The sequence below is a fragment of the Caulobacter sp. NIBR1757 genome (assembly GCF_027912495.1).
GTDB lineage: Bacteria > Pseudomonadota > Alphaproteobacteria > Caulobacterales > Caulobacteraceae > Caulobacter.
On record NZ_CP115463.1, the window covers coordinates 3,827,127 to 3,852,410 of the forward strand.

At 68.7% G+C, this 25,284-nt stretch carries 19 protein-coding genes; 8 read left to right on the forward strand and 11 right to left on the reverse strand.

The window, feature by feature from the left end; translation table 11 throughout:
• Nucleotides 1-16: 16 nt before the first annotated feature.
• Entirely contained in the window at nt 17-1,219 is a 1,203-nt protein-coding gene (locus O5I81_RS18475; protein ID WP_271066330.1) for a peptidoglycan-binding domain-containing protein, read from the forward strand.
• Between the two features lie 78 nt (nt 1,220-1,297).
• On the forward strand, nt 1,298-2,734 hold the full coding sequence (locus tag O5I81_RS18480; protein ID WP_271066331.1) for an aldehyde dehydrogenase family protein: 1,437 nt from the start codon (nt 1,298-1,300) through the stop codon (nt 2,732-2,734).
• A 174-nt stretch (nt 2,735-2,908) separates the two neighbouring features.
• Here the strand turns inward: O5I81_RS18480 and O5I81_RS18485 are convergent, their stop codons facing one another.
• Nucleotides 2,909-4,075 carry an aromatic ring-hydroxylating dioxygenase subunit alpha gene (locus tag O5I81_RS18485; RefSeq protein ID WP_271066332.1) on the reverse strand — a complete coding sequence of 389 codons (1,167 nt, stop codon included), beginning with the start codon at nt 4,073-4,075 and terminating at the stop codon, nt 2,909-2,911.
• Nucleotides 4,076-4,159: 84 nt separating this feature from the next.
• Between O5I81_RS18485 and O5I81_RS18490 the strand changes: the two genes are divergently transcribed.
• Nucleotides 4,160-4,906 carry a hypothetical protein gene (locus tag O5I81_RS18490; RefSeq protein ID WP_271066333.1) on the forward strand — a complete coding sequence of 249 codons (747 nt, stop codon included), beginning with the start codon at nt 4,160-4,162 and terminating at the stop codon, nt 4,904-4,906.
• Here O5I81_RS18490 and ccmI read toward each other — a convergent pair.
• The 4 genes from ccmI to O5I81_RS18510 are packed head-to-tail and all read right to left on the reverse strand — an operon-like array spanning nt 4,866 to nt 9,026.
• Nucleotides 4,866-6,047: a c-type cytochrome biogenesis protein CcmI gene (gene ccmI / locus O5I81_RS18495; RefSeq protein WP_271066334.1), complete on the reverse strand. Its 1,182-nt coding sequence runs from the start codon at nt 6,045-6,047 to the stop codon at nt 4,866-4,868. The two genes, O5I81_RS18490 and ccmI, sit on opposite strands and share 41 nt — an antisense overlap.
• The gene (locus O5I81_RS18500; RefSeq protein WP_271066335.1) at nt 6,044-6,502 is read right to left on the reverse strand and encodes a cytochrome c-type biogenesis protein; all 459 of its coding nucleotides are present in this window, start codon (nt 6,500-6,502) and stop codon (nt 6,044-6,046) included. The genes ccmI and O5I81_RS18500 overlap by 4 nt, the downstream gene beginning before the upstream one ends.
• Nucleotides 6,499-7,038: a DsbE family thiol:disulfide interchange protein gene (locus O5I81_RS18505; protein ID WP_271066336.1), complete on the reverse strand. Its 540-nt coding sequence runs from the start codon at nt 7,036-7,038 to the stop codon at nt 6,499-6,501. Before O5I81_RS18505 ends, O5I81_RS18500 begins: the two co-directional genes overlap by 4 nt.
• Nucleotides 7,035-9,026, reverse strand: coding sequence for a heme lyase CcmF/NrfE family subunit (locus O5I81_RS18510; RefSeq protein ID WP_271066337.1), 1,992 nt, complete (start codon nt 9,024-9,026; stop codon nt 7,035-7,037). The genes O5I81_RS18505 and O5I81_RS18510 overlap by 4 nt, the downstream gene beginning before the upstream one ends.
• 131 nt (nt 9,027-9,157) lie before the next feature.
• Between O5I81_RS18510 and O5I81_RS18515 the strand changes: the two genes are divergently transcribed.
• From O5I81_RS18515 to O5I81_RS18535, 5 genes are read left to right on the forward strand one after another with little or no spacing between them, the layout of a single operon-like run.
• Entirely contained in the window at nt 9,158-11,605 is a 2,448-nt protein-coding gene (locus tag O5I81_RS18515; RefSeq protein ID WP_271066338.1) for a cyclic nucleotide-binding domain-containing protein, read from the forward strand.
• Nucleotides 11,605-12,477: a hypothetical protein gene (locus O5I81_RS18520; RefSeq protein ID WP_271066339.1), complete on the forward strand. Its 873-nt coding sequence runs from the start codon at nt 11,605-11,607 to the stop codon at nt 12,475-12,477. The genes O5I81_RS18515 and O5I81_RS18520 overlap by 1 nt, the downstream gene beginning before the upstream one ends.
• A gap of 7 nt (nt 12,478-12,484) precedes the next feature.
• Nucleotides 12,485-14,332 (forward strand): hypothetical protein, encoded by a 1,848-nt coding sequence (locus tag O5I81_RS18525; protein ID WP_271066340.1) that lies wholly within the window; start codon nt 12,485-12,487, stop codon nt 14,330-14,332.
• Nucleotides 14,329-16,593: an adenylate/guanylate cyclase domain-containing protein gene (locus tag O5I81_RS18530; protein WP_271066341.1), complete on the forward strand. Its 2,265-nt coding sequence runs from the start codon at nt 14,329-14,331 to the stop codon at nt 16,591-16,593. The genes O5I81_RS18525 and O5I81_RS18530 overlap by 4 nt, the downstream gene beginning before the upstream one ends.
• A gap of 51 nt (nt 16,594-16,644) precedes the next feature.
• Nucleotides 16,645-17,514 carry a phosphodiesterase gene (locus O5I81_RS18535; RefSeq protein ID WP_271066342.1) on the forward strand — a complete coding sequence of 290 codons (870 nt, stop codon included), beginning with the start codon at nt 16,645-16,647 and terminating at the stop codon, nt 17,512-17,514.
• Nucleotides 17,515-17,825: 311 nt separating this feature from the next.
• Here O5I81_RS18535 and O5I81_RS18540 read toward each other — a convergent pair whose 3' ends face one another.
• From O5I81_RS18540 to O5I81_RS18565, 6 genes are all read right to left on the reverse strand, one after another.
• Nucleotides 17,826-17,993 carry a hypothetical protein gene (locus tag O5I81_RS18540; RefSeq protein ID WP_271066343.1) on the reverse strand — a complete coding sequence of 56 codons (168 nt, stop codon included), beginning with the start codon at nt 17,991-17,993 and terminating at the stop codon, nt 17,826-17,828.
• Between the two features lie 55 nt (nt 17,994-18,048).
• Entirely contained in the window at nt 18,049-18,357 is a 309-nt protein-coding gene (locus O5I81_RS18545) for a type II toxin-antitoxin system RelE/ParE family toxin (RefSeq protein ID WP_271066344.1), read from the reverse strand.
• Nucleotides 18,354-18,614 (reverse strand): type II toxin-antitoxin system ParD family antitoxin, encoded by a 261-nt coding sequence (locus tag O5I81_RS18550; RefSeq protein ID WP_271066345.1) that lies wholly within the window; start codon nt 18,612-18,614, stop codon nt 18,354-18,356. The genes O5I81_RS18545 and O5I81_RS18550 overlap by 4 nt, the downstream gene beginning before the upstream one ends.
• A 116-nt stretch (nt 18,615-18,730) precedes the next feature.
• Entirely contained in the window at nt 18,731-19,447 is a 717-nt protein-coding gene (locus O5I81_RS18555) for an energy transducer TonB (RefSeq protein WP_271066346.1), read from the reverse strand.
• Nucleotides 19,448-19,461: 14 nt separating this feature from the next.
• Nucleotides 19,462-23,340 carry a hypothetical protein gene (locus tag O5I81_RS18560; protein ID WP_271066347.1) on the reverse strand — a complete coding sequence of 1,293 codons (3,879 nt, stop codon included), beginning with the start codon at nt 23,338-23,340 and terminating at the stop codon, nt 19,462-19,464.
• The gene (locus O5I81_RS18565; RefSeq protein ID WP_271066348.1) at nt 23,341-25,284 is read right to left on the reverse strand and encodes a hypothetical protein; all 1,944 of its coding nucleotides are present in this window, start codon (nt 25,282-25,284) and stop codon (nt 23,341-23,343) included.

Here is a 25,284-nt window from a genome sequence, read left to right on the forward strand (position 1 = left end):
AAGGGGCTTAACGAAAATGGGCAGGTCGAAACTTTTGGGTGGCGTGGCGCTGGGCGCGACGCTGCTGGCGCTTTCCGCGGGCGGCGCGATGGCCGGCGGACCGGGCGGCGACTTCCCGCCGAACGCCGTGCCGGGCAAGTGCTACGAGAAGGTGCTGATCCCGCCGTCCTACGAGAGCTACACCGAGCAGATCGTCGACAGCCCGGCGCGGGTCGAGACCCGGGTCATCCCGGCCGTCTACGGCGAGGAAGTGCAGCAGGTGCTGGTCCGCGAAGAGCGGGTCGAATACATCACCCTGCCGGCCACCTATCGCACGGTGACCGAGACCATCATCCTCAAGGCCGCCAGCGTGCGCACCGAAACGGTGGCCGCCGTCTATGAGACCATCACCGAGCGGGTCATGGTTCGCGAGGCCCACTACGAGTGGCGCCGCGGGGTGCCGAAGGACCAGCGGCCGAGCGATCCCAACCACTACAAGGTGCTGTCCACCGGCGAGGTGCTCTGCCTGGTCGAGGTGCCGGCCGAGTATTCCACCGTCACCCGCAAGGTGCTGCGCACCCCCGAACGTACGGTCGAGATCCAGGTGCCGGCCGAGACGCAGGTGGTCACCCGGCAGGTCATCGACCAGGACGCCCGGGTCGAGAAGCGCGTTATTCCGGCCGAGTACCGCTCGGTCCGCGTGCGGGTCGTGGTCACCAAGGAGCGGGTCGAGACCTACACCATCCCGGCCATCTACAAGACGGTGACCAAGCAGCGGATGGTGTCCGACACCAGCTTCCAGTGGCGCGAGATCGTCTGTGCCGACAAGGCCAGCTACTCGGCGCCGCCGTCGGGTTACGCTCCGCCCCCGCCGCCGTCGTCCTATCCCAAGCCGCCGAAATCCTATCCGAAGCCGCCGCCGGCGCCGCCGTCGGGTGGTGGTTACGGCCGCGACTGCATCGACAACTGCTCGGCGCCTCAGGCGGGCGGCCTCTACGGCGCCGACGCCGCGCCCCGGCCCTACGCCGAGGCCGGCGGCGCCCAGCAGGTGCGGCTCACCCCGCAGCTGGTTCGGGACATGCAGTCGGCGCTCGGCCTGCGCGGCTACTACACCGGTCCCCGTGACGGCCAGCTGAGCGCGCCGACCCGGGCGGCCCTCAGCCGCTTCCAGTCCGATCGCAAGCTGGCGGGCGGGGTCACCACGGAGACCCTGCTGGCCCTCGGCGTCGGCCTGCCCTAGCGGCGGATAAACTTTCCTTCTGCGAACCGGCGGCCAGCGCTAAGCGTTTGGCCGCCGAGTTTGTTTTGGGGAAGCGCCATGCCGCTGAAGGATTCCTATCCGCTGTACCTGGCCAATGAGGCGCTGAGCCCCAACCAGGACCTCGAGGTCACCGACAAGTACACCGGCAAGGTGGCGACGCGGGTGGCCATGGCCAGCCCGGCGCTGATCGACCAGGCGATCGCGGCGGCCGTCGAGGCGACCGGCCCCATGGCGCGCATGGCGGCCTATGAGCGCCAGGCAGTGCTGGCCCACTGCGTGACGCGCTTCAGCGAGCGGCAGGACGAGCTGGCCGAGGCCCTGTGCATCGAGGCCGGCAAGCCGATCCGTGACAGCCGGGGCGAGGTCACCCGCCTGATCGACACCTTCCGCATCGCCGCCGAAGAGAGCGTGCGAATGACCGGCGAGGTGCAGCCGCTGGACATCTCGGCCCGGGCCCGCGGCTATCAGGGCATGTGGAAGCGGGTTCCGATCGGGCCCTGCAGCTTCATCTCGCCCTTCAACTTCCCGCTCAACCTGGCGGCCCACAAGATCGCCCCGGCCATCGCGGTGGGCTGTCCCTTCGTCATGAAGCCGGCCAGCCGCACGCCGCTGGGGGCGCTGATCATCGGCGAGGTGCTGAGCGAGACCGATTTGCCGAAGGGGGCCTTCTCGATCCTGCCGGCGACGCGGGACGGGGCCGACCTGTTCACCACCGACGAGCGGCTGAAACTGCTGAGCTTCACCGGCTCGCCGGAGGTGGGCTGGGGCCTGAAGGCCAAGGCCGGCAAGAAGAAGGTGGTGCTGGAGCTGGGCGGCAACGCGGCGGTGATCGTCGATGCGGATACAGACATTGACGACGCGGTGGAGCGGATCGTGTTCGGGGCCTTCTACCAGTCGGGCCAGAGCTGCATCGGGGTGCAGCGGATCATCGTCCATGAGGCCGTCTATGACGCCTTCAAGCGGGCGCTGGTGAAGAAGACCAAGGCGCTGGTGATGGGCGATCCGCGCCAGGAAGAGACCTTCATCGGGCCGATGATCGACGTTGGCGAGGCCCGGCGGCTGGAGGGCTGGATCGAGGACGCGGCGGCGGCCGGCGCGACCCTGCTGTGCGGCGGCAAACGCGACGGGGCGATGCTGGAGGCGACCCTGCTGGAGGACGTGCCGCGCGGTTTGAAGTTGCGCGAGGAGGAGGCGTTCGGGCCGGTGGCTATTCTGTCCAGGTTCAGCGACTTCAAGGCGGCGCTGGCCGAGGTCAACGACAGCCGCTTCGGTCTGCAGGCCGGGGTCTTCAGCCGCGACATCCACAAGGCCATGGCCGCCTGGGACGAACTGGAGGTCGGCGGGGTGCTGATCAACGACGTGCCGAGCTACCGGGTCGACAACATGCCCTACGGCGGGGTGAAGGACTCGGGGCTGGGGCGCGAGGGGGTGCGGTTCGCCATGGAGGACATGACGGAGATCCGGAACCTGGTGATCCGGCGGGCGGCGATCTAGCTCCGTCCCTCCCCGAATGGGGAGGGCAGGCGCGCGTTGCGCGCGGGGTGGGGCAGTGGGTCACCGGCCCCACCGGTGGGGCGTCTCATCGCTTTAATCTTGAAGGTCTCGAACCGACTTCCCCACCCGACGCGCGTAACCGCGCGTCTGCCCTCCCCAATTCGGGGAGGGAGGTTAGCGCGCCCAACCCTTGGCAGGCGCACTGCCCAGTCGGCTCTGCGGAATCAACATCCGCATCCGCCGGGCGAAGCTCTTCAGCGCCACCTCGTTCTCGCTGAGCGGGCCCATGGCGTAGCTCGACGAGGCCATCCCCGCCTGGACCCGTTCGATCAGCGCCTTGTCCTCGATGTTGACCAGCCGGTTGATGCGCCAGTTGAGGTAGCGGGCCGCCTTCATCTCACGCCGATCGTCAGGCAGGACATAGGCGATCTCGCGCAACAGCGTCTTCGTCGGCGACACCGGCAGGAACTGCATGAAGTCGATCTGGTCGGGATAGACGTCGAAGGCGACGTTCGGCCAGAGCTTGAAATAGGTCCACAGCCGCTTGCGGTCGGCCGGCAGGTGATCGACGTCGGGCAGGAAGCGCTGGTAGGCCCGCTCGGACCAGCTGTCCGACGGGCTGGAGCGCAGGGCGCCCCACATCTTGTCGCACCAGGGACCCGCTTCCAGTCCGTAGCCGACGCCGAACAGCCGGGTCAGGCCCGGGTGGGCGACGGTGATGTGCAGGCTGTCGGAGTAGTTGTCGGAGACGTTCTTCCAGTTGACGTCCCGCTCGCGCAGGGTGACCCGGCCGAGGGGTTGGAGCTCGTCCATGCGGTAGTGTTCGAGCTCGAAATAGTAGTCGCCGAGCATCTCGCGCACGCTGGGCAGGCCGCCCTCAAGCCGCACGAAGACGAAGCCCAGGCAGACCTCGTGCTCGACGGGGGTCAGGTTGTGGGCGGCGCGGTCGAAGTCGCCGAAGGCCTTGGCATGCGGCACCCCGGCCAGGCGGCCGCGCAGGTCGTAGCTCCAGGCGTGGTAGGGGCAGGTCATGCGGACGCCGCAGTTGCCGCTCGGCCCATCGACCACCCGCGAGGCGCGGTGACGGCAGACGTTATGGAAGGCGCGAACCTTGTCGTCGTCGCCGCGCACCACGACCAGGCTCTCGCCGAGGAAATCGAGAGTGTGGAAATCGCCGGCCTGCGGGATGTCCGACAGGTGGCAGACGATCTGCCAGCTGGTGCGAAACACCGCCGCCTTCTCGGCCTCGAAGAAGTCGGCGTCGTGATAGATCCAGCCCGGCAGGCCGAGATTGGCAAGGTCCGGGTTGGTGTCGGGATGCAGGGGCTGGGCGGCGCTCATGGTCGGCAGTCTAGCCTGAGAGGGCGTGATGGGAGAAGCTGCCGCGGTCCGTTGGCCGATCATTGGTCTCGGCGGGGGGCGCATTTGACACTTTACGACCACTTCCACGGCCTGCCGACCTGGGTCCGCTGGCTGAATGGCCTGAGTTGGGTGCTTGCCCTGTGGCTGATCTTCTGGCCCGTGCCCTACCTGCCGTTGGTGATCGTGGTCGGCTTGGCGCCGCTGGCGTTCCTGGTCGCGGCGACGTGTTGGCCGGACTGGATCGCGGTCGAGGACGGCGAGGAACTGTCCTTTGGCCGGCGATTGGGGAGGCGGCTCAACCTGACCGGGCTCTGGAGCCTTGCCGGCTTGGCGACGGGTCTGAGGGCCATCTCAGATGTCGAGCTGGTGGACTGGGGTTGGCCGCTTCTTGTCTGTCTGGGCCTGGCCTTTCCGATGACTGCCATCTGCGTGCGGGCGGAGGGGCGGCTGTTTAGTTGGGCGACGATCTGCAATGCGATGATCGCCCTGTTCTTCAGCTGGGGCGCGGCTGTACAGGCCAACGTGCTGCTCGACCCCTCGCCGGGCAAGGTGGAGGCTGCCACAATCATCTGGCGCGAGGACCTGAACCGAAGTGGGCCGGATATCAGCCTGCGATTGGCAGACGGCGAGGAAATCGCCCACCTGGATGTCAGTTCGGCGGTCTATGAGGGGACCATCGTCGGAGGAACCGCCTGCCTGGACATCAATCCCGGCCTGTTCGGCTGGCGGACCGCCCGGATTGTCAGCTGCACGGCGCCGCTGCGCGATCTTACGCCCCCGGCACCTTCAACCCCTTCGCCGCCTCGCTGATCCTCGCCTGCTCGGCAGGCGAACCGGCGAAGGCCGCGCGGCCCTGCTTCAACGCCCGCGATGCCGCCGCTGGTTCGCCCAGAACCATCCGCGCCCGCATCAGGCGGATCCAGCCTTCGGCGTCGCGGGGCTGTTCCTGAAGACGGCCTTCGAGGCCCTCGACCATGCCGCGGATCATCTGTTGCTGGTCGTCCGGGGTCATCGTCTGCGCCGCTGCGATGTCGTCGGCGGACGGGCCGCGCGGGGCGGCGCCTCCGCTGACCGGCTTCAGCCGGCCGGTCAGGTCCACGCCCCGTTCGCGGGCCAGGTCCTCGACGAAGTTGCGGACTTCGCCCACCCAGGGGGCGCCCTCGGGAGCGGCGTTGATCAGGGCGATCCAGTCGGCCATGGCCCCGGCCTGGTCGCCGGCCTGGTCCTTCTCGACGGCCAGGAAGTAGCGGGCGCGGGGATCGTTCGGATCGAGCTTGAGGGCTTGCCGGAAGGCGGCGGAGGCGGCGGGGGTAATCTGGCCGCCGGCGGCCTGGACCAGGGACTCGCCCTGGGCCGAGCGGTGTTCGGGATTGGCGGGATCGTTGGTCGCCGCCTTGTCGTAGGCCTCCGCCGACTCGCTGAACTGACCGGTCTGGAAGTAGGACCAGCCGAGCATGCGCCAGCCTTCGGCGTCGTTCGGATTGCGGGCGACCTGGGCCTGCAGTTGGGCGATCATGGCCGGGATGTCGCCGCCCGGATGGTCGGGCGGCGGCGCCGCCGTACCGTCGGGCGCCTTGGCGGCGGCGGCGTTGGCAGAGGCGATTTCGGGCTTGCCCATCACCGCATAGAGGCCAGTGGCCCCGATGGCGACGACGGCGGCCAGGCCGAAGGCGAGCCGCAGCAGGGACTTTTCGCTCAGGGGCCGCGCGGGGGCGTCGGGGCCCTTGGCCTCGGCCAGCATGCGGCGCTCGATCTCCAGCCTAAGCCGGGCCGCCTCGTCGGCGGTGACGGTTCCAGCGGCCGCCTGGGCGTCGAGCTCGCTGAGCTGGTCGGCGAGGATGCCGGTCGGGGTGGCGGCGGCGTCGACCGCCTTACGCGGCCGGGCCAGCGGGATGACCAGGCCGACGACAGCCAGGGCGACCAGCAGGGTGAGGACCATCCAGAGAATCATGACGTCTCACTCAGCAGGGCTTTGAGCCGGGCCTGTTCATCCGGGTCGAGGGGGGCAGGCGCGACGACCGACCGTCCGCGCCAGTAGCGCCAGACTCCGAAGGCGCCGCCGAGCAGCAGCAGGGCCGGGCCGAACCACAGGAACAGGGTGGCGGGGTTGATCGGCGGTTTGAGCAGCACGAAGTCGCCGTAGCGCTGGACGAGATAGGCCTTGGCCTGCTCGTCGGTGTCGCCGGCCGTCAGCCGCTCGCGCAGGATGGCGCGCAGATCGGCGGCCAGGGGGGCGTCGGAGTCGTCAATGGTCTGGTTCTGGCAGACGACGCAGCGCAGTTCTTTGGACAGATGCCGGGCGCGGGCCTCGAGGACCGGATCCTTGAGCTGTTCTTCGGGCAGAACCGCGAGGGCCGGACCGGCGACGACGGTCAAGGCGAGGATAAGGGCAAGGAGCCGTTTCATGCTTCGGCCTCCAGCTTGTCGAGCAGGGGCTTCAGGGTGGTGGTCCAGGTTTCGGGATCGACGGGGCCGACGTGGCGGTAGCGGACCACACCCTTCTTATCGATGACGAAGGTCTCCGGCGCGCCAGTGACGCCCAGATTGATGCCGGTTCGGCCGGTCGGGTCATAGCCGACGCGATCGTAGGGGTCGCCGAACTGGGTCAGCCAGCGGGCCCCGGCGTCGCCCTTGTCCTTCCAGTTGAGGCCGTGGATCGAGACGCCCTCGGCCTTCAGCCGCATCAGGAAGGGGTGCTCGATGCGGCAGGAGACGCACCAACTGGCGAAGACGTTGATCAGACCGGGCTTGCCCTCGAAGTCGCTGCTCGCAAGGCCGCGGCCGCCGGTTCCGGTGCGGACGTCGGGCAGGTTGAAGGCTGGCAACGGCTTGCCGATCAGCATGGAGGGCAGGATCTTCGGATCGCGGCCGAGACCGATGGCCATGACGGCGGCGATGCCCAGGAAGACAACGACCGGGACGATGAAGGCCAGGCGCCTCATGCGGCGGCACCGGCGGTCTTGCGGCCCGCCTTCACCCTGGAGCGTTGCGGGGCCCCGAGGCGCAGGCGGCGGTCACTGAGCGAGATCAGGCCGCCGAGCGCCATCAGGATCGAGCCGCCCCAGATCCAGCCGACGAAGGGGTGGTTCCACAGGCGGATGACGGCCTTGCCCGCCTCGTCCCGATCACCGACCGAAATGTAGAGGTTGCCGACCAGTGAGGGCCCGATGGCCGCCTCGATGGTCTGGGTCTGGCTGGAGGGATAGAAGCGGCGCTCGGAGATCAGCTGCCTCGGGCCGCGTCCGCCGATGATGCGGAAGACGCCCTGATCGGCCTGGTAGTTGGGGCCGATGACCTGGCCCAGGCTGTCGAGGATGACGGTGCGGCCGGCGAACTCGACCTGGTCGCCGGGGCCCATGCGCAGCACCTTGTTGGCTTCGAAGCCGCCCATGGCGGTGATGCCGATGCAGGTGACGCCGAGGCCTGCATGGGCCAGGGCCACGGCCCAGACGGCGACGGGGGTGGTGCGGACCAGGGTCCAACTGGCGGCGGCGGTCTTCGAACCGATCCCCCAGCGGCGGACCAGCAGCAGGCCGCCGGCGGCGATCAGCCAGACGCCGAGCGCGATGCCAAAGGCGGCCAGGGTCCTGGCCAGGCCGAAGGCGAAGGTCCCGGCGAGGAGGGCGATGACGAACAGGCCAAGCGGCCAGCGCAGGCGGATGAGGATGGCCTTCACCTGATCCCGCTTCCAGTGCAGCAGCGGGCCGAAGCCGACCAGGGTCAGCAGGATGGCGAACAGCGGCAGGAAGATCAGGTTGAAGAAGGGCGGGCCGACGGTGATCGTCGCCCCACCCGCGATCAGCGGGTAGAGCAGCGGATAGAAGGTGCCGAGGAAGACGGTGGCCGTCGCCACCACCAGCACCAGGTTGTTGAGGGTGATCCCCGCCTCCTTGGAGATGGGGCCGAAGATGGCGCCGGTGCGCATGGCCGGGGCCCGCCAGGCGTAGAGGGCCAGGGCCCCGCCGGTGGCGGCGACGCAGAAGGCCAGGACGTAAGCGCCGCGAGCGCTGTCGACGGCGAAGGCGTGGACGCTGTTGAGGATTCCCGAGCGCACAAGGAAGGTGCCGATCAGGCTCAGGGAGAAGGTCAGAATGGAGAGCAGCAGCGTCCAGCTGATCAGGGCGCCGCGCTTTTCCAGCACCAGGGCGCTGTGCAGCAGGGCCGTGCCCATCAGCCAGGGCATCAGGGAAGCGTTCTCGACCGGATCCCAGAACCACCAGCCGCCCCAGCCGAGCTCGTAATAGGCCCAGTGACTGCCCAGCGCGATGCCGAGGGTCAGGGAGGTCCAGGCGAACAGCACCCAGGGCCTGACCCACCGGGCCCAGGCGGCGTCGACCCGGCCCTCGATCAGGGCGGCGACGGCGAAGGCGAAGGCGACGCTGAAGCCGACATAGCCGAGGTAGAGCAACGGCGGATGGCTGATCAGCCCGGGGTCCTGCAGCAGCGGATTGAGCTCTGTCCCTTCGAGGGGCGCCGGGCTCAGGCGCGCGAAGGGATTGGAAGTGAGCAGCGAAAAGCCGAGGAAGGCGGCCCCGAGCAGCCCCTGGACGCCGAGCACGCGGGCGAGGAAGGTCGCCCGCAGGGTGCGTCCGAAGACGGCCAGCGCCCCGCCATGCAGAGCCAGGATCAGGATCCACAGCACCATCGAGCCCTCGTGGCTGCCCCAGGTGGCGGCCAGGCGGTAGGCCAGCGGCTGGGTCGTATGGCTGTGGCGGGCGACCAGCTCGACCGAGAAGTCGAGTGTCGCATAGCCCCAGGCGATGGCCGCGAAGGCAATGAGCACGAACAGCAGCTGCAGCAGGGCGGCCATTCGGCCCAGCCCCATCAGGGCGTCATCGCGCCGATGCGCCCCCCACATCGTCACGGCCGACTGCACCAGCGCCAGCGCGAAGGCGAGGATCAGGGCGAACTGGCCGATTTCGGCGCTCATGATCCCCCGGCCCGCTCCCCATTCACGCGATATACGTTAGCCGGTTATCAGGATACTGGTAAAGCCAAGGGTCGGCGAACCGGGGTCGCCGAAAGGTCGCCTGGCCACCTGGCCAGGCCTGGGGCAGGGGCATGGAGGGAGTCTACAAGGTCGCCATCCTGGGCTCGGGCCCGGCCGGCCTCAGCGCCGCCGCGCGCGCCGCCCGCCGGGGGCTGACCCATGTCCTGCTGGAGAAGACCGACCGCCTCTCCGACACCATCTTCCGCTACCAGCGCGGCAAGCACATCATGGCCACCCCGACCCAGCTGGTGCTGCGCTCGGACATCGGTTTCGAGGCCGGCAAGCGCGAGACGATCCTCGACCGCTGGAACAGCGAGACGGCCGGCCACAAGGTCAACGTCGCCTATCGGGCGGAAGCAGCGTCGGTCACCGGCAGCAAGGGCGATTTCACCATCACCCTGACCGACGGCCGGGTGCTGAAGGCCGAAACGGTGGTGCTGGCCATCGGCACCCAGGGCAACCCCAACCTGATGACCGTGCCGGGCAGCGACCTGAAGCACATCCAGTACAGCCTCGATGATCCCACCGAATACGTCGACGAGCACATCGTCGTGGTCGGGGGCGGCGACGCCGGCATCGAGAACGCGCTCGGCCTGATCGCCGATGCGGCCCAGGGCAACATCGTCACCCTGCTCAACAAGTCGATGGACTTCGCCCGCGCCAAGGAAGCCAACGTCAAGGCCCTGACCGACGCGGCGGCGGCGGGGCGGATCACCATCCTGGCCGGCTCCACGCCGGCCAGGGTCGATCCCGGCTTCATCACCATCGACACCCCGGAGGGCCAGCAGTCGATCCGCTGCGACCGGATCATCGCCCGCATGGGCTCGGCCCCGCCGCGCAGGTTCGTCGAATCGATGGGCGTCGCCTTCACCGGGCCGGACCGCGAGGCCTTCCCCAGGCTGTCGTCGACCTTCGAGACCACCGTGCCTGGCATCTATGTCATCGGCGCCCTGGCCGGCTATCCGCTGATCAAGCATTGCATGAACCAGGGCTATGACGTCATCGAGTTCATCACCGGCAACCTCGGCCTCAAGCCCGCCGACGAACCGATCCTCGAGGCCAAGCTGTCGGCCCTGCCGGGCGGCCAGTCGGTGGCCGACTGGCTGGAGTTCCTCCGCACCCGGATCGAAATCCTGAACGGCCTGTCCACCCTGCAGATGCGGGAGTTCCTGCTCGACTCCTCACTGCGGGTCTGCGCCGCCGACGAGGTCATCTTCCAGCGCAACTCGATCGGCTCCTCGATGTTCGGCATCGCCGCCGGCTCGGTGAAGGTCGAGGTCAATCCGAAGAACCGGCGCGAGACCGTTCCCATCGGCCAGGGCTCGATCTTCGGCGAGGTCGGGCTGATCTCCGGTCGCCGGCGCGGGGCGACGATCCGGGCGGCCGAACCCTGCATCCTGCTGGAGATGCCGCGCACCGCCTCGCTGCGGCTGATGGCCCAGAACAAGGAGGCGCGGGAGACGGTCAACCGCATCACCACCGAGCGCCAGGTGCTGCAGATCTTCGGCTCGGGCCTGACCAAGGAGGACATCGCCGAGGTGCTGACCAGCGCCGAACTGATGCAGGTCAAGGCCGAGGACGCCATCATCAACGAGGGCGAGGCCGGCTACGACATCTTCATCATCCGCTCTGGCTCGATGACCATCGAGAAGGAGATCGGCGGCAAGACGGTCTTCCTCAACTATGTGCCGGCCGGCAGCTACGTCGGCGAGATGGCGTTGATCGACGGCGGCCGCCGGGTGGCGACGGTGCGGGCGGCGATCCGCTCGGAGGTGGTGCGGCTGGACGGCGACCTGTTCCGGCGGCTGCTGGCCCGCAAGCCCGAGCTGGAAGCCAAGATGCGGGAGGACATGCGGACCCGCAAACAGATCAACAGCTACATCGAGGAACAGAAGGACCGCTTCAGCGGCGTGGTCGATCTCTACTCCTCCGTCGCCGACTTCCTGGTCGACCAGGGCATCGGCGAGGCCACCGACGTGCTGCTGATCGATGAGACCCTCTGCGTCGGCTGCGACAATTGCGAGAAGGCCTGCGCCGACGTCCATGACGGGCTGTCGCGGCTGGACCGCGAGGCGGGCCGCACCTACGCCAACCTGCATGTGCCAACCAGCTGCCGGCACTGCGAGCACCCTTACTGCATGACCGACTGCCCCCCCAACGCCATCCGGCGCGGGGCCGACGGCGAGGTGTTCATCGACGAGACCTGCATCGGCTGCGGCAACTGCCAGCGCAACTGTCCCTACGGCGTGATCCGCATGGACAGCCCACCGCCGCAGAAGCCGGGGCTGCTCAGCTGGTTCCTGTTCGGGGCGGGACCGGGTCCCGGCGAGCCGGACCTGGAGTGGAAGACGCGGGCCAAGAAGAAGCACGGCGAAAAGCCCAAGGTCGCCATCAAGTGCGACATGTGCGCCGGCATCGACGGCGGGCCGGCCTGTGTGCGGGCCTGTCCGACCGGGGCGGCGATCCGGGTCTCGCCCGAGGACTTCCTGACCGTCACCCGCGTGCGAGGCGAGGGCTGATGGCCAGGGCGCCGCGCAAGGGACAACGATCGAACGCCCAGGTCCATGTCGGCTTCCTGCGTCACGCCGGCTATCGCTGGGCCTGGGTCGGGCTGGTGCTCTCCATCGCCGCGGCGGTCGGCTATGTGCTGGCCGACGTGCATCCCCGGCCCAACGGTGGCAGCTGGTATGGCTACACGCTGGGGACCATCGGGGCCCTGCTGATCGTCTGGCTGACGGCGCTGGGCATTCGCAAGCGGGTGATCACCAAGGGCGACTGGTCGTTGAAGGCCTGGGTCTCGGCCCATGTCTATTTGGGCATCGCTCTGGTCGCCGTCGCCACCCTGCACAGCGGCCTGCAGTTCGGCTGGAACATCCATACGCTGGCGTATGCTTTGATGATCCTGGTCGTGTTGTCGGGCATCTACGGCATCATCGCCTACGCCGGCCTGCCCAAGGCGCTGAGCAACAACCGGCGCGAGACCACCCAGAAGCAGATGGTCGAGACCCTCCGCAGCCTCGACCGCCAGCTCAATGAGGCGGCCCAGCCGCTGAACCAGCGCCAGGCGGCGGCGGTGCGGCTGTCGCTGGAGAAGAGCCGGGTCGGCGGCGGCTTCTTCCGCCGACTGAGCACCAACCCGATGGACTGCGGCACCCGCCGGGCTCTGAACAAGCTCAAGGGCCTGTCGCGCAAGGCGACCGAGGGCGAACAGGCCGCCATCGGCAATGTCACCGCCCTGCTGGACCGCAAGAGCGCCGCCCTGCTGCAGCTGCGCAAACATCTGCGCATCCGCACTCTGCTGGGGGCGTGGCTGGCCATCCATGTTCCCGCCTCCATCGCCCTGCTGATGGCGCTGACCGCGCACATCGTCAGCGTCTTCATCTACTGGTGAGGCGGGCATGAGCTTCACCCTTCGCCAGATCACCAAACGGGCCGCGGGCGGCGAGATCGTCCGCAAGAAGACCTATTCCGAGGGGCCCCTGCGCATCGGCCGGGGAACCGACTGCGAGATCCGCGTCCCCGACCTGGCCGTCAGCATCCACCACGCCACCCTCAGCCAGGAGGGCCTGGGCCGGCTGCGCATCGAGGCGGCCGGGGCCCAACCGTTCGGCGTCGACGGCCGCTTCACCAGAAGCGCCGTGGTCAAGATCAGCGACGTCCCCGAACTCAGCTTCGGCGACCACCTGCTGACCATCGGTCCCGGCCAGGGCGATGAGGTCATCCTGACCCTGAGCCGCGTCGAGGCCGCCCCCGGCCAGGGCGAGGTCGCCAGCCCGGCGACGCTCATTCCCCGCGCCCGCGTGCTGGGCAAACGGCGACTGGCCTGGACCGGCTTGCTGCTGATCGCGGTGCTCAGCCTGATCCTGCCGGTGATGGCCGTGTACGGCGTGTTCGGCAGCCACCCCAGGATCGATCTCGACAGCCAGTGGTCGTCCGGCCCGCTGTCGAAGACCCACGCCTTCCTCGAGAACGATTGCCAGGCCTGTCACCAGAAGGCTTTCGTGGCGGTGCGCGACACTGCCTGCCAGACCTGCCATTCGGCCAGCCAGACGCCGGCCGACCTGCAGGCGACGGTGGCGCGCCTCAGGACCAGGGGCGCGCCCGACCAGCCGCTGCGAACGGTCGCCGACCATGCGGGGCTGAACCGTCTGGTCTGGGGAACGCCGTCGCCCGACAAATGGCACGAGAAGGTCTTCGACTACGCCCGCAAGGTGTTCAACCGGCCGCAGCAGCGCTGCGCCAGCTGCCACCTCGAGCATGTCGGCGACCCCCTGGCCGACCCGAACCATGACAAGCCGACCCTGCAGACCGCCCACAGCTGCACCGCCTGCCATGCCGGCCTCGACCGCCGGCTGAAGGATACCAAACTGGCCAATGTCGCCGACTGGGGCCGTCATCCGGATCTGCGTCCCCTGGTCACGGTCTCGCCCTCGCCGCTGCAGGTCCGCCGCGTCTCCATGGCCGCCCGACCGACCGAGAACAGCGGCCTGATCTTCCCGCACGACCTGCACCTGTCGCGCACCGGCGGTCCGGCGCGGATGGCGATCAGCCTGGGCGCCGGACGCGGCTATGGCGCCCCGCTGGACTGCCAGAGCTGCCACAGGGACGAGCCGAAGGGCGGCAATTATCTGCCGGTGAAGATGGAGGCGGCCTGCGGGTCCTGCCATTCGATCGGCGCCCTGCCGCACGGCGATACCCGCAGGCTGGTCAGCTTCTTCCAAGGCGGCGGCGGCGTGGTTTCCAGAACCGGCCCGACCATGGGCCGGCGGCGGCCCGGCGATCCGGAGGTCTACAGCGGCGTGACCGCCAGCGCCGCCCAGCGGATCCGCGGCCTGTTCTCACCGGGCGGGACCTGCTTCGGTTGCCACGGCGCCTCGCCGCCGACCGACGGCTCGCTGGTCTGGCGGGCGGGACCGGTCAGGCTGGCCGACGCCTGGCTGACCAAGGGGACCTTCAACCACGATATCGCCGAGCATTCGAAGGGCCCGGATGGCCAGCCGGCCTGTGCCACCTGCCACGCCGCCGGAAAGTCGGGCACGGCCAGGGACCTGCTGCTGCCAAGGCTGGCGACGTGCCAGTCCTGCCACGGGGCCGACAGGGCCAAGGTCAAGCAGGCGGCGGGCGCCGACTGCGCCGACTGCCACAGCTATCACGCGCCGATCCGTCCGACCCGTAAGGCGCCGGCCAAGGCGCCCGAAGCCATCGCCGCACAAAGCCGCGCCATCTCCTGGGGAGCAGGGCAATGAGCGAGAAGACGGCCAAACGGCCCCGCGCCGGCCAGAGCGCCGGCTGGCTGCCGACCCTGACCGCCGCCGCTCCGGGCCTGCTGGTCACCCTGCTCATCGCGGTGATCCAGTTCTCGCAACCGGCCGCCCTGGCGACCCTCGGCAACCTGGTCTTCGACAGCTACCAGCGGCTTTATCCGCGGCCGTATGAAGACGCCGGCGTCCGCGTCGTCGATATCGACGACGAGACCATCCGGCGGCTCGGCCAATGGCCCTGGCCGCGCACGGACACCGCCCGCCTGACCCAGACCCTGACCGACGCCGGCGCCGCCGTCGTCGCCTTCGACGTCGTCTTCTCGGAACCCGACCGCACCAGTCCGGCGCGGGCCGCCGAGATCCTGCGCCAGAACCCGCAGGCCAGGGGCGACTACGCCGACATCGCCGCCCTGCCCGACCACGACCTGCTGTTCGGCCAGGTGATGGCCAGCTCGCCGACCGTGGCCGGCTACTTCCTGACCCGCCAGTCCAACGCCGCCCGGCCCGTGGAAGCGGCCGGCGTGGTGGTCACCGGCAGCCCGCCGATGGAGGCCCTGCCGGCCTTCGAGGGCTCCATCCCCACCCTGCCGGCCATCGCCCAAAACGCCGCCGGGGCCGGCTTCGTCTCCATCCTCGGCGACCGCGACGGCATCATCCGCAGGGCCCCGCTGCTGGCCCGGATCAACGACCGCATCGTCCCCTCCCTGTCGCTGGAAGCCCTGAGGGTGGCGCAGGGGGCCGGGGCGGTGGTGGTCAAGTCCACCGACGCCAGCGGCGAGACGTCCGGCGGACGGGTCGGGGTCATCGCCGTCAAGGTCGGCAACTTCACCGCCCCCACGACCCGCGAGGGCGAGCTGTGGATGCACTATACCGACTACCGTCCCGAGCGCGTCGTTCCGGCCTGGAAAATCCTCGAGGGGAGGCTGTCGCCTGAAGAGATGCAGGCGAAGTTCGAAGGCCAGGTGGTCTTCGTCGGGGCCGGCGCCGTCGGCCTGCGCGACCTCGTCTCTACACCCCTGAGCGAGCGCGAGCTGGGGGTCATCGTCCATGCCCAGGCCGCCGAGCAGATGATCCTGGGCAAGTACCTGTCGCGGCCCGACTGGGCGCTGGGGTTCGAGCTCATCCTGCTGACCCTCTTCGGGGTCGGCCTCGCCATCCTGTCGCCAGCTCTGGGAGCCCTGCGCAGCGGGGTCATCGCCGGGCTGTCGGTGGCCCTGACCATCGCCGGCAGCTGGGCCGCGTTCCGCTATGGGGCCATCCTGCTCGAGCCGACCATCCCGGTGCTGACCATCGCCCTGGTCTACACCATGGTCACCAGCTTCAGCTTCTATCGCGAGGAACGTTCCAGAGCCTACATCCGCCGCGCCTTCGACCGCTACCTCTCGCCCGAACTGGTCGAGCGCATCGCCCGCGATCCTGGCCAGCTGGAACTGGGCGGCGAGGAGCGGGACATGACCGTCCTGTTCAGCGACATCCGCAGTTTCTCGCGCATCTCCGAGAAGATGGCGCCGCAGGAGCTGATCCGTTTCCTGATCGAGCTGCTGACCCCGCTGACCGACGCCCTGCTGGCCCGCAAGGCGACGATCGACAAATACATCGGCGACGCCGTCCTGGCCTTCTGGAATGCGCCGCTCGACGATCCGGACCAGTACCAGAACTCGGCCCATGGGGCGCTCGACATGATCGACGCCATGAAGGAGATGAACGCCCGCAAGAGCGGTCTCGTGGGCCCCTGGCCCGGCGACATCGCCATCGGCATCGGGCTCAACGCCGGCCGGTGTTGCGTCGGCAACATGGGGTCGCGCCAGCGGCTGAGCTATTCCCTGATCGGCGACGCGGTGAACCTGGCCTCGCGGCTGGAGGGGCTGACCAAGGTCTATGGCGTGCCAATCCTGATGGGCCAGACGCTGGCAAGGGAAATCCCGCAGTTCGCCCAGCTGGAGGTCGACCAGGTGCGGGTTGTCGGGCGTGACGCGCCCGAGCGCATATTCGCCCTGCTGGGCCGGCCGGTGATGGCCGGGGACAGGGACTTCCAGGCGATGAAGGCCGCCTTCGCCGACATGCTGGCCGCCTACCGGGGCCAGCAGTGGGCGGCCGCGCAAGCCGCCCTGGCTCGGGTCAGGGAAACGGGCGCGGTATTCGGACTCGAAAAACTGGCGGGACTCTTCGCCGAACGTATCGCACGATACCAACTCAGTCCGCCGCCGGTGGATTGGGACGGGGTGTACCAGGCGGAAGACAAGTAGCCGGAGGGCCGCGTTCGGGCCGGAGACGACAGCGCTTTGAGGGGCAAAGACATGCTGATCGCCCAGATCACCGACCTGCACCTGGGCTTCGGCTCCGGCGGGGACTTCGAGGACAACGCCAGGCGCCTGCGCCTGGCGGTCAAGACGCTGAACGAGATCGTGCCGCGCCCAGACCTGGTGCTGGCGACCGGCGACCTGACCGACCATGGCGACCTGCCCAGCTACAGGCGGCTGAAGAAGATTCTCGACAAGCTGGCCATGCCGGTCCTGTTCTGCATGGGCAACCACGACAATCGCGACGTCTTCCGCCAAGTCTATCCCAACGCCCCCTTCTCCGGCGGCTTCAACCAGTACGCCGTCGACAACCTGCCCCTGCGCATCCTGGTGCTCGACACGCTCGAGGTCGGCCGCCACGGCGGCGGCTTCGACGAGACCCGCGCCGCCTGGCTGGAGGGGCGGCTGGCCGAGTCCGACCGCCCCACCCTGCTGGTCATGCACCATCCGCCGATCGAGACCGGCATCGAGTGGATGACCATCGGCCCGCAGGAGGCCTGGGTCGGCCGGCTGGAGCCGATCGTCGCCCGCCACCGCCACATCGTCGCCATCCTGGCCGGCCACGTGCACCGGCCGATCATCAGCGCCTTTGGCGGCACCACGGTGCGCGTCTGCCCCTCGACCCAGCCGCAGGTGGTCCTGGACCTCGACCCCATGGACCTGGACCGCCCCGACGACCGCCCGATGATCGTCGCCGGCCCGCCCGGCATCGGCCTGCACTGGTGGAACGGCAAGGCCCTGGTCAGCCACTACACCGACACCGACGAACAGAGCCGCGCCAAGATTCTCGCCCGCTATACGGCGAAGATGCAGGGCTTCATGAAGCATCTGGCGCACGAACGGGCCGAGGGATCAGGCGGGCACTGAGGCCGGGCGGCTTTCCCGGCCTTATCGAAGCGGCCTACCATTATACCGCGCGTCCGGGCGGCAAGGCGGCCCGGGCGTCTGTTTGCCGTTGAAAACACTGAAAAACCTGTGGCCGCCGGGTTGGTCGGGCGGCGTCAAATGTAGGTCCAGATGCAGGGGATGCGTAGGCCGGCTGTCGCCGAATGTGGGCCCGATTGTCGCCGGCCGACCCACATCGGACGGGAACGCGGGTGCACGCCGCGCCCGGGCGTCAAAATGCTCCAAAATGAATATGTCTAGACATATTCATCGGCGCTGAACGCCGGGCGAACTCAGCTCTTGAGGTCGGGCCGCGAGGCGAGGAAGGCGGCCTTCTCGGCCGGGGTCAGCACCTTGCCCTTCTTCAGGCGGCTGACCTTGGGGGTCGGCGGTTCGAACTTCTTGACCGGGCCCGATCCGCCCTTGAGGTCCGAGAGGCGGGTCTTGGAAGGCGGTTTCACGGGCGGTGCTCCGGGTGCGCTTTGAGTATGGCTTACTTCGCGCGCCAGGAAGTCGCTAATTTGAGTCCATCTCCGGAAAGAGGATGGCCTCATAGTCGCGGGCGCCATGCAGGATATGGATGATTGACACCTGGCGATCCTCGACCCTGTAGAAGATGACATAGGAACGATGAGGTCGCCGCCGGACGCCGCGATGGGCGTACCTTTCGACGAGTTGGAAACCATAGGGCGTGCGACCAATGTTGCGGGCCTTGGCGACCAATTCCTTGACGAATGACGACGCACGCCATGGAGCCTCCTGTCGGAGGTAGTCGCCGATCTCGATCAGATCGAGCCGCGCCGCTGGCGTAAAATCGACCTTCATTCGGCCGTGGCGACCGGCTTTCCGTATCGAGCGTCCATCTCGGCCTCGATGTCGTCGATACTGATCAAGAGCCCGGCATCAGCCTCGGCCAGGCCACGCTCGATAGCGGCATCCAACGCCGCCAGCCGTCGTTCCCGCTCCTGGACCAGACGGACCCCTTCGCGGAGAATTTCACTGCGCGAATTGTAGCGGCCGGAGGTGACGAGGGCGGTCACAACCTGTTCGAGATTTGCCCCGAGATCGACGCTGCTGGCCATGGCGCTCTCCGCTGTTCGAGGCTCCGATAATAGTTATCGGTCCGCGGGGCGTCTAGCGTCGTGCCGGTCGGTCATGCCGGGTGGATCATCCAGAGGCGATGGACAAAGGGCGCGGGTCAACGCTCTGGCATGCTGAACATCAGGGGGATGCGAACGGTAGCGCCCCCGACGGGCTGTCCATCGGCCGTCGTCGGTCGCATGCGAAACTGGCTCGACAGGCTCTTGGCGGCCTCGCCGAAGCCCATGTCGGCGGGGCTTTCCATGACGACGTTGCAGTCCCGGAGGGTCCCGTCGGCGATGACCTGACAGGACAGAGTCACCCGCCCGCTCTGACCTGCCGCCAGCGCGGCCTTGGGATAAACCCGGGCGACGTCGCCGCCGGTCGGCTTTCGAACCCAGTCCGGCCGTGTGACGACAGGGTTGCGCGGCGGCGCCGGCGGGGCCGGCGGCGCGATGACCGGCGGCGCGGGACTGGCCCACGGCCAGCCGAAGCTGAGGGTCAGCTCCACCTTCGCGCCCAGCTGCGCCTTGGCGTAGGTCGGCTCGATCCGGTAGCTGTCGATGAGTTTGAGCGCGGCCTGCTCGAAGCCAAGGCCGGGATGGTTCGCATATCGGATTGCGCAGTCGACGAGCCAGCCCTCCACATCGAAGCCGCAGCGAAGCGCGACCCAGGCCCTTGCGGCGACGTGAGCGGCTTCGGGAGGGGTGACGCCCTTGATCTGCTCCGGCGTCGGCTGCTGGATCAGCCGGGGAGAGAACAGGACCTTTTCCTGGGCGAACACTGGCGGCGCGGCGAGGGTGGCCAGGGCCACGAAGGGCAGAAGGTGACGCACATCTTGCTCCGGAACTAACGCAGCCAGTCGGCCATGCTGGGGGTGTCGGTCACCCTGTACACCTCACCCCGCGGATCAAGGAACAGCCGCTCCATCTCACCCCTGTTGAACGGCCGCGAACCCAGCCGCCCGAACACCGCCATCTGGTTGCCGGTTTCATCGACGGCGCGGTCGCGGTCGAGGCCGCGGGAGAGGGCGAAGGCGGGGGTCCTGGTCCTGGCCCAGGCGATCAGTTCGGGAACCGGGGCCGGGGAGAAGCCGTAGAAGTTGGGCTGGGTGGCCGGGCTGTTCAGCTGCACCACCTTCAGGCCGTTGCGGCCGTCGGCGACGTAGGCGAACAGGCTGGCGTTGGTCGAGGCGACGATGACGTCCCGCGCGTCGTTCAGGCGGCCGTCGAAGGTGACGCGCTGGAAGAGGCGGGGGCTGCGCGGCCGCTCGATGTCGAGGATGACGAGCCCTTCCGTCCCCGCCGCCACATAGAGGTAGGTGCGGGCGGCGTAGAGGCGGCGGGCGTCCTTCAGCGGCACGACGGCGCCGGGAATGGCGGTCGGGCGATCCAGGCGGGTGATGTCGAGGACGCGGACCCCCTCGCGGTCGGTGACGAACAGGTAGCGGAACTGCACGGCGCTGGCGCGAACGTCCGTCAACGGAACCGTCGCGGCGTGGCGCGGCTTCAGGGGATCGTCGAGATCGACCACCACCAGCCCGGCGTCGGCGGCGATATAGGCGTAGCGGCCGGCCAGGGTGATGTGCCGCGCGCCGTTCAGCACCCCGCCCGGGTTCCACGTCACCGCCCGTTTCAGCCTGTTGTTACGCGGTTCGCCGTCGGCCAGGGTGTCGACGTTGACGGCGATCAGCCCCTCCCTGGCGTCGGTAACGAAGGCGTAGTGGTAGATGGGGTGGAAGGGCTGCTCGAGGTTCTCTTCGCGCATCATCGGGGTGTTGCGCGCGGGATTGATCGGCTGGTTGGTCGGCAGGGCCATGCAGGTGGCGTTGGCGCTGGCGACATGGGTGTCGTGGCCGGCGCCGGAGAAGGGGGCGGTGACGATACGTTCGGAGACGCCCTTGTTGCCGATGTTGGCGACGTCATAGACCCGGAAGCCGCCCCGGCCCTCGGCGACATACATGTACTCTCCGCGCAGCTGCAGGCAGCGGACGTCGCCGCCGGCCCCCTGGCGCACATTGGCGAACTCTTCCATCGACCCGTCCTTCGACCGGCGGGTCCAGTTGGAGAGCAGGCGGTTTCGGCCGAGGTGCGACTGGTAGAAGTCGGGATAGGCGTACTTCTGCAGATAGGAGCCGAGCACCGCCTGCGGCTCGTCCCACTCGGTCACCCGGATGGCCTCGAAGCCGCCCTCCGCCCCGACCCAGGCGTTCAGGCCGACGAAGTTGACCGTGCCCGTGCCCAGGGTCAGCAGCTGGGCCATGATGGCGTTGTTGTCCTCGGCCGCCGAGACGTGACAGTCGGTGCAGGTCTTGGTCTCGGTGGTCCGCACCGTGTGCGGGAAGTGGGGCGCGAAGGCCTGGCTGGAGAAGCCCGCCGCCGAGACCGGCGGCTGCTGAATATAGATGCGCTCGCGGTTGATGTTGGTCGAACTGAGCACCAGGGCCGATGACGAGCGCACCGGGGCGATGACGCCGCCCCGGGTCAGCTGGTGCTTGCCCAGCTGGAACATGTCGTCGCGCGCCACCTGCGGATTGTAGGTGGCGTAGTTGCGGCTCTCCCCGCCCTGGTCGCGATGGCTGCCGGCCTTCCAGTTGGCCTCGATCGGCAGGTGGCAGCCGCCGCAGGACGGGGTCCAGCTGGTGTGACAGGTGAAGCAGGCGATCTCGGCCTCGGGGTGGGCGAGGTCCTTGTCGGCGACACCCGAACCGAAGGCGAGCGGCTTGCGGCCGGCGACGCCCTTGCTCATCAGCTTGGCGCGGGCCGATTTGGCATTGAAGGTGGGACTGGTCGGATCGACGGCGTCCTTCACCAGCGACACCTCCCACTCCAGCTTCGGATCGACGATGGAGCGCTGCATCAACACCCGCCGCCCGTCGCGCTGCAGCCATTCGAAGCGGCGCTGGCCGTCGGGATTGCGCAGGACCATCAGGTCCGTGCCGCCGGGCGGCGCGGCCGGGCCGCTGGTGCGCAGGTTGGGATACTTGCGGGCGTTGCCGTGGCAGTCCTTGCAGGAGATCTCCACGGCCGAGGCGACCTCGCCCATGATCAGGCCGCTGCCGTGGCTGTCCTGGGCGAAGTGGCAGTCGGCGCACTGCATGCCCTTCTCGGCGTGGATATCCATCATATGGACGGTCTTGCCCGGATTGGTCCCGGCCGGAACGAACTCGCCCTCGCCCTTCCTGCGCCATTTCTCCGGGTCGTCCGGGCCGACGATCTTGCCGTCCTTGTCCAGCAGGTTGCCGGCCCGGTCGCGCTTGAACACGCCGCGGAAGTTCCAGCCGTGGCCGTGGTAGTCGGCGAACTGGGTATCCTTGAGGTCCTTGTTGAGACCGTAGACGTTGCGCATGAAGTCGAGGTCGGCCCACAGGCCCTTGGGCGCCGCGCCTTCGGGGTTGCGGTCGTTGGTCTGGCGGATCTCGTGATCGGTGGGGTATTTCTGGGTCTTCGGCCACATCGACGGGGCGTCAGCCTCGTAGTCCCACATGGTGTAGCCAAGGTAGCTGTTCAGGAACATGTTGGGCTGGTGCATGTGGCAGTTCATGCACTGCGACGTCGGGATGGCGCGGCTGAAGACGTGTTTCAGCGGATGGCCTGGAGCGGCCTTGTCGATGGTCGGATCGGTGGTCTGGCTTTGGCCGTCGCGGCCGAATTTCGCATAGGTCAGGCTGTGCCGGGGCTCGCGGTCGTTGGCGTAGATGACGTGGCAGCTGGCGCAGCCGGAGGAACGGTAGTCCCCCGGCTGGTCATTGGTGCCCAGGAACCAGGTGTAGGGATCGTTCAGCCGGGTCTTGTGGATGTTGAGCACCGGGACGGCGATACGCAGGCCGGTGCCGGGGCCCCGGTTCGACTGGCGGATGTCGGGCCGGCCGGCCTCTTCCAGCCGCTGGGTCTGGCCGGTGGAATTGGGCAGGCCGATCTCGGGGAACTGGGTGTTGATGTTACGCCCGCCGCGCTCGAACACCCGGAACACGTCAGCCGGCGGCACGACCTGCCAGGTCGGCAGCGGGTAGAGCACCGGCAGGGCGCCGCGCGCCGCCTGCGCCTGGGTGACCGTGCCGGCCGGCCGGCCGGGGGAGACGATCTTCGCCGGCTCGCCCTGCGGCGTGTAGGACTCGCCGACCATGTAGCGTTTGAACGGCAGGATGCCGTTGTTGTAGCTGGCCCCGCCGAAGAACATCGCCCCCGTCGCCATCAGGGAGCGTTCGTTGGCCTCGATCAGCCCCATGTGGCAGGCGCCGCACGCCTGGCGGGCGACGCGGTAGTCGCCCGGATTGACGAAGCGGATGAACTCCGGCGACTCGCGATTGAGCAGGGAATAGCTGCGCTTGGGGTTGGCGGAGCCCGGCCAGCCCCAGGCTTTGGGATAGCGCGGCAGGACGTGGGCCTTGTCGCGGACGGCGATATAGCCGGCGCTGTCCTTCGCCGTGCCGGCCGGCAAGGCCGCCCCGGCGTCGCCGCCGTGGCAGTCGGTGCAGCCGATGACCACGGCCGGTGACGCATGCATCGATACCGAGTCCACGGGCGCGTGGCAGCTCATGCAGCCGGCGCTCCTGGCCTTCGCCTCGGCCGGGGCCTGACCGGCCTTGGCCGGCGGGGCGACGGCGTAGGTCCGGGCAACCGGCTTTTCCTCCTCCCCGGCGCGGGCCAGGGCGGAGGCCGTCGTCAGGCCGAGCGCCGCGACGGCCAGGGCTCCGAGCAGCCAGCGCTTGACGCCCCCCGCCCGCATTCAGAAGGCCAGCGTCGCGTTGAGCAGGATCGAATAGTAGCGGTCGTCGCGCTCTGAATTGGTGAACAGGTCGCCGAAACCGTCGCCCGGCTCGAACAGGGCGCCGGACGCCCGGACCACGATGTTCTGGGTCATCCAGGGCCGCCAGACGGCCCCGACCGAGACGTCGAGGCCCAACTCCTTCGGGATCGAGCCCTCGTTGCGCAGCACCTGGACGGTGATGGTGTCGTCGAACCACAGGTGGTTGATGTTGCCGGTCAGGCGGACCTGGGGCGTGACATCGAAATCGGCGCCCAGGCCGACCAGCATGGTCCCGGGGTTGTTGAAGTTCGACTGCCCCTCTTCCTTCGACGAGCGCAGGGAATTGAGAATGCCGTTGCGGCCGTTGACGCCCACCGCCCGGCCGCCGCCGGCGAAGGGGATCGACTGGCGGATCCAGTAGCTGGTGTCGGCCCCGGCGAACTGCGGGTTCTCGAAGATGGCGTCGAAGCCCTTCTCGACGTTGTCGTAGGGGTCGTCGTCGCCCGAGGCGTAGAGGAAGGAGCCGCGCAGCCGCACCCAGTCGAAGTCGATCGAGGGTTCGAGGGCGGCGAACCAGGCGCGGATGTCGGCCGGCTTGCTGGTGAAGATCGAATTGCGGTCCTCGCCGACCGCCCCGTAGAGGCTGCCGGACAGGTTCAGCCGGCCAATCCGTCCGTCTGCGGAGTATCCCAGGTAGAGGACGTCGTAGTCGCGGGGGCGCAGGTTGCCGATCAGGGCCGGGCGGACCGGAAAGCCGTTGTCGTCGACCTGGATGTCGTCGGCCTCGTCGTTGCGGTTGTAGACGGCGGTGACCTGCGAGGTCATGCCGGGGACCGGGAAATCCTGGCGATAGAGGTTGGCGACGAACAGCTGGTCGTCGCGCAGGTTCTGGGTGACGTCGTTGAGGCCGCTGTTGGTGTCCTTCTCGACCCGCCAGAAGAAGGCCAGGTTGTACTGCCAGCGATTGTTGTCGCGGTTGCCGAACAGGCGGACGCCCAGCTGGTTGTCCTGGAACAAGAAGCCCCGGAAGTCGGCGTTGAACGGCTGGATACCGACCCGTATGGAATCGAAGTCGTAGCGGTCGGAGACGTTGCGCAGGTGGTAGTCTACGAAGGCTTCCTGAATCCCGACGAACCAGTCCTCGCGCTCGGTGTCGCGGCTGGGCTTGACCGACAGGATGCGGCGCTCGGAGATGTCGGCGTAATTATAGTTGAAGGCCAGGGTGACCCGGGCCTCGAAGTCCGGCGGCTTGAAGGCGGTCGAGCCCTCGATGAAGGCGAGGCCGGCGATGAAGGTCTGGGAGGCGACCAGGCTGTCGGCGCGGCCGAAGACGTCGTTGCTGCCCGAGCCGGAGGTGGTCTGCACGCCGACGGGGACCGGGAAGCTGCGCGGCTCGATGACTGTGTCCATGACGCCGGTGAAGACCAGGAAGCGGTCCTCGGTGCCGGGGATCGGCCGGTCGCCCTTGAAGCTGTTCTGGTTGTAGGGATCGAACCAGTTGTCCCGGACCCCGAACTGGTCGGCCAGGCGCCAGCGGTCGGGGATGGGGAAATGGTCGGTCGGGAAGGCTTCCGGCGGCGGGGCGTTCACCGCGCCGGGGTTCTCCTGCGGATCGCGGTCGGGATAGGTCTCGACGCGGCCCGGGCGGCGGCGCCAGGGCAGCCATTCGACTATCGAGTCCTCGGGCGCCGGTGCGGCGGCCGGGGCATTGAGCCCCAGGTCGGGCGGCGGCGGCGCAGGCGCGCGGCCCAGGATCCTGCCGGTGGGTGTCGGCTCGGAATCGTCGGGCTGTTCGGCGGCCTGCTGCCGCGCCGCCTCGACGGCCTGGTCGATCGCCGAGCCCTCCGCCGCCCAGGCGCCACCGGCCAGCAGCGCGGCGATGGCCACGCTCCCCAGCAGCAGGACGGGGCGGACGGCGATCAT